Source organism: Streptomyces sp. SID13726 (genome assembly GCF_010548375.1).
In the GTDB taxonomy this organism is placed as follows: domain Bacteria; phylum Actinomycetota; class Actinomycetes; order Streptomycetales; family Streptomycetaceae; genus Streptomyces.
In genome coordinates, this window is record NZ_JAAGLY010000326.1 from 1 (window position 1) to 483 (window position 483).

General features: G+C 74.1%; 1 protein-coding gene. It reads right to left on the bottom strand.

All coding sequences use genetic code 11. The features are described from left to right. A partial coding sequence (locus tag G3I78_RS47890; protein ID WP_164436897.1) for a hypothetical protein occupies positions 1-483 on the bottom strand: 483 nt, incomplete at both ends.

Below are 483 nucleotides of genomic sequence, written 5' to 3' on the forward strand. Positions count from 1 at the left end.
GGTGCCGGGTGGAGTCCAGTCCGACGTGCTGGTGGCAGAGCCAGCGCAGGGACTCGGCGGCCGCCTCGGCGGCGCTGATCCACGGCTCCCCCTCCGAGGCGGGTACGGCGCTCACGGTCCGCCAGACCATCGGCACGGCAGCGTATGCCGGCCGGGAGGACAGCAGTTCACGGTGGCGCAGCCACAGTTCCCACAGCGCCAGGTCGGGCTGGTGCGGTGGGCGTGTCGTCGTTTCCCACCACCGCTCGTGCATGATCGCGTAGAGGCCGAGGGGGAAACGGTCGCGGGCGATCCGGGTCGTGAGGAGTGCGACCGCCGCGTCCGCGCGCAGCGCCCAGTCGCCGGTCCGCAACCCGAGGAGGGCGAAGCCGATCTCCAGGACGGTCATGGCCGTGGCCGCGGGCAGGAGCGCGCCGGCATCCGGCTGGACCGCGGCGACCAGCGCCGCGGTCCAGCCGTAGCAGGACCACGTCCGGAGGCGGC